1 protein-coding gene is annotated in these 1,691 nt (G+C 78.4%); it reads left to right on the top strand.

All coding sequences use genetic code 11. From position 1 onward, the window contains the following. The coding region (locus VR45_RS37865) for a DNA polymerase Y family protein (RefSeq protein WP_063772617.1) at positions 1-1,502 on the top strand (1,502 nt) is incomplete at its 5' end. Positions 1,503-1,691: the final 189 nt, after the last annotated feature.

The following is a 1,691-nucleotide window of genomic DNA, read 5'->3' as shown; positions in this document are numbered from 1 at the left end:
GGGTCCCGGACTGGCCGGTGACCGCCGTCCTCGGCGAGGAGGCCGTGCCCGGGCGCCTGGTCGTCGTCCACGAGCACGGCCGGATCCTCGCCGCCTCCCGCGCGGCCCGCGAGGCCGGGGTGCGGCGCGGGCAGAAGCTGCGCTCCGCCCAGGCCCTGGCCGCCGGACTGGAGGTCCACGAGCGTGCCCCGGACGCGGAGGCGGCCCTGTTCGAGCCGGTCGCGGACGCGGTCGCCGCGCTCGCCGCGCACCTGGAGGTGCTGCGCCCCGGCATCCTGGCGGTGCCGGCGGCGGGTGCGGCACGCTTCCACGGCGGTGAGCACGCGCTGGCGGAGAAGGTCGTGGACGCTGTCGAGGCGGTCGGCCACGAGTGCCGGGTCGGGATCGCCGACGGCCTGCTCGCCGCGCAGCTGGCCGCCCGGGCGGGCCGGATCGTCGACCCGGGAGGCAGCGCAGCGTTCCTGGCGCCGCTGCCCGTGGCGGAGCTCGGGGACGCGAAGCTCGCGGATCTGCTCGGCCGGCTCGGCCTGCCGTCGATCGGCGTGTTCGCGGCGCTGCCCGCAGCGAGCGTCGCGGACCGCTTCGGCCGCGCGGGCACCGCCGCGCACCGCCTGGCCCGCGGCCTCCAGGCACGCCCGGTCGTCGCCCGCCCGCCCGGCGCGGACCTGACCGCGGAACAGCGCTTCGACCAGCCCCACGACAGCGGGGAGCCGCTGGTGTTCGCCGCCCGCGCCCTCGCCGAGCACCTCCACACCGCCCTCGCCGCCCACGGCCTGGCATGTGAGCGCTTCGACGTCGAGGTCGACTGCGCGGACGGCACCAGCGCCACACGCGCCTGGCGCCACGAGGGCGCGCTGTCCACCGGCGCGGTCGCCGAACGGGTGCGCTGGCAGCTGCAGGCCTGGCAGACCCAACGCCGCTTCGGCCCCGACCAGGGCGGCATCACCGCGCTGCGCCTGGTCCCGGACGGGCTGTTCCGCGATCCGGGGCGCCAGTTGTCGCTCGCCGACGGCGACCAGGAGGCGAACGCGCGGGTGGAGCGCGCGGTGGCGCGGGTGCAGGCGATCCTCGGGCACGGTGCGCCGGTGACCGTGGAACTGGCCGGCGGGCGGGCGCCCGGCGACCGGGTGGTGCGCACCCCGTGGGGCGACGCGCACCAGGAGCGGCGCGCGGACGGGCCGTGGCCGGGTCGGCTGCTCGCCCCGTCCCCGACCCGGGTGCCCCCGGATCCGCCGGCGGTCCGGCTGCTCGACGACACGGGCGCCGAGGTGGAGGTCACCGCCCGCGCCGAGGTCCGCACCCGCCCAGCGCGCTTGGTCCTGCCCGACGGCGCGCTCGCGGTGACCGGCTGGGCCGGGCCGTGGCCGGAGCAGGAACGCTGGTGGGACCCGCACGAGGCGCGCCGCACCGCCCGCATGCAGGTCACCGTCGAGGACGGCCGCGCCTTACTGATCGCGGTCACCGCCGGCCGCTGGCGCCTCGAAGGCGACTACGACACCTAGACCCCGGACCTCCTCCGGCCCGACCCGCCGGACCCCTGGCCCGGGCGCCGGACCACACCACCCCAACGAACGCGACACGAGCACGATGCCATTCAACAGTCACCACGACCTCACCTGGGCCGAGCTCCACCGGCGCATGAACGGCCGGCCCCAGCCGCCCGGCGAGCGCACCGTGCTGCCCTTCCCCGC

The organism is Streptomyces sp. NRRL S-495, from assembly GCF_000966955.1.
GTDB classification, from domain to species: domain Bacteria; phylum Actinomycetota; class Actinomycetes; order Streptomycetales; family Streptomycetaceae; genus Kitasatospora; species Kitasatospora purpeofusca.
This window is presented reverse-complemented; position numbering and strand designations above follow the sequence as displayed.